Origin of the sequence: Sulfurovum sp. bin170 (assembly GCF_010892395.1) — a bacterium.
Classification (GTDB): Bacteria; Campylobacterota; Campylobacteria; order Campylobacterales; family Sulfurovaceae; genus UBA1140.
This window is the reverse complement of the sequence record NZ_JAACKB010000102.1, coordinates 1-1,742: the sequence shown is the minus strand read 5'-3', so window position 1 is coordinate 1,742 and position 1,742 is coordinate 1. Positions and strand designations below refer to the sequence as shown.

The window sequence follows — 1,742 nt, the reverse complement described above, 5'->3', positions numbered from 1 at the left end:
GTGGCGTGTTATTATATCTTGGCTTCCAATGAAAATCTGATAGAGGACATCAAACTGGAACTTGACCAAGAGGAGCTTAGTGATAAAGCGTTTGCGAAGTTTATCAACACAAGCTCCAAACGCTACCTCTTTTTGATAGATGAGGCTGATGATTTTGTCAAGTATGAGAAAGAACACAACTACAGTAGCTTGAAGTTTATGCGAAGCCTTAGTGAGAAAAATAACGCTTCATTTATCTTGGCTGGTTTTTGGGAGACCTACCGATATACCTTTTTTGACTATCAATCGCCTATCAAAAATTTTGCTTCCATATTTGAACTGGAAGAGTTGGAGTATGAGGCGTGTATTGATTTAGCCATAAAACCAATGAAGAGTTTGGGGTTGAGCTATGATAGTCAAAAAAGTGTAGAGTGGATGATAACTAGGCTAGGACAGAGAGCCAATCTGATTCAGATAGTCTGTGATTATCTTGTGGAAAATATTGGGGCTTCTCAAAAGATAATAACCAAAGAGGATATTACCAAAGCTCTGGAGGGTGAGAAACTGTTGAAGTTTTTTGATGATTGGAACGAGATGTCAACCGACAGCAAAGAGAAGTGGATAGATAGAGTGGTGCTTTATGGGACGATTGCCAAGGGTAGATTTGATGATGGTGATTTGCAGGGGTTGATTAAGAGGTATGGACTAGAGATTAACAGTAATGAGTTGGATAAATCACTGGTTCGGCTTCGACTGGGGTATATTATCAGAAAAGAGGATGATGGAGGGTATATTTATCGTGTGCCTTTGTTTGTGGATAGTCTGTTGCGTGGGGATGTTGAGGGTCGGTTTTTGGGGGAGGTTGGGAAGTGATTTTTAGTTCTCTAAATCAAAATTGACATCGGTACGATATATTGCTATAATATATGACATAAGTTTGACAAAGGATAGACAATGAGAGCAATATATGGTGCTAGGGATATTGTACGCAATCCATCTCTACTAAGAATTGCTCCTACTGATAGCTTTATAGTGGAAGATAAAAAGGCACATAAGCGATTGGGAATTTACTTGGGGGCAGATTTGGCTCAAGAGTTTTTTGATTATATTCATAAACAAAAATTGCTTAAATCGGCTATGAAGATTAAAGATAGTGCAATGTATGCAAATAGTCTGTTGGAAGAGAGTGTGGATGATGGTTTATAGTAGAGGTGATATTGTTTAGGTGATAAGATAACTTCACTTAATAGAGATGAGTTGCAAAAGATTGAGTATGGGATTAGGGAGATGTTACGATTATGAGGATAAAGGACAAAACTTGAACAATATATTAATACTAGAACTAGCCGTAGGAATTATAGTAAGCTTTACGTTACTGGGGATATTTATCTGGGCAGTCAAAGGTGGTCAGTTTGATGATAGCAAGAAGGCGATGGATGGACTGCTATTTGATAGCGAGGAGGATTTGCGAGATGCTGTGAAAAAAGAGAAGAAGGTTAAGGCTCTAAAAGAGAAGAAAGCAAAGAAGACTAGTTAAGGGTATATCCTTGACCAGAGACATTTTTGATTAGCTCTTTTGAAGTTTTTTGTCTTAATCTTCTGATAAAGGTTCTAACTCTATCATCTGATACACTCTTTTCACTCCATAGTCTCTTTTTGATGGTATCGTCATCTATGAAGTTATCAGATTGGTTTATCAGGAGTTCGATGAAATCTATCTCTCGTTTTGTGAGTTGGATTATCTCTCCATCTCTATATAGTTT

4 protein-coding genes are annotated in these 1,742 nt (G+C 37.6%); 3 read left to right on the top strand and 1 reads right to left on the bottom strand.

The window, feature by feature from the left end; genetic code table 11:
- The 3 genes from GSY74_RS02400 to ccoS all read left to right on the top strand — a co-directional run.
- Positions 1-852: hypothetical protein (locus GSY74_RS02400; RefSeq protein WP_164663520.1), on the top strand; the 852-nt coding region annotated here is incomplete at its 5' end.
- Positions 853-933: 81 nt separating this feature from the next.
- Positions 934-1,185 carry a hypothetical protein gene (locus GSY74_RS02395; RefSeq protein ID WP_164663519.1) on the top strand — a complete coding sequence of 84 codons (252 nt, stop codon included), beginning with the start codon at positions 934-936 and terminating at the stop codon, positions 1,183-1,185.
- Positions 1,186-1,297: 112 nt separating this feature from the next.
- Entirely contained in the window at positions 1,298-1,516 is a 219-nt protein-coding gene (gene ccoS, locus GSY74_RS02390; protein WP_255494471.1) for a cbb3-type cytochrome oxidase assembly protein CcoS, read from the top strand.
- On the opposite strand, the gene GSY74_RS02385 is transcribed toward ccoS, so the two are convergent.
- A partial coding sequence (locus GSY74_RS02385) for a helix-turn-helix domain-containing protein (protein ID WP_164663517.1) occupies positions 1,509-1,742 on the bottom strand: 234 nt, incomplete at its 5' end. The two genes, ccoS and GSY74_RS02385, sit on opposite strands and share 8 nt — an antisense overlap.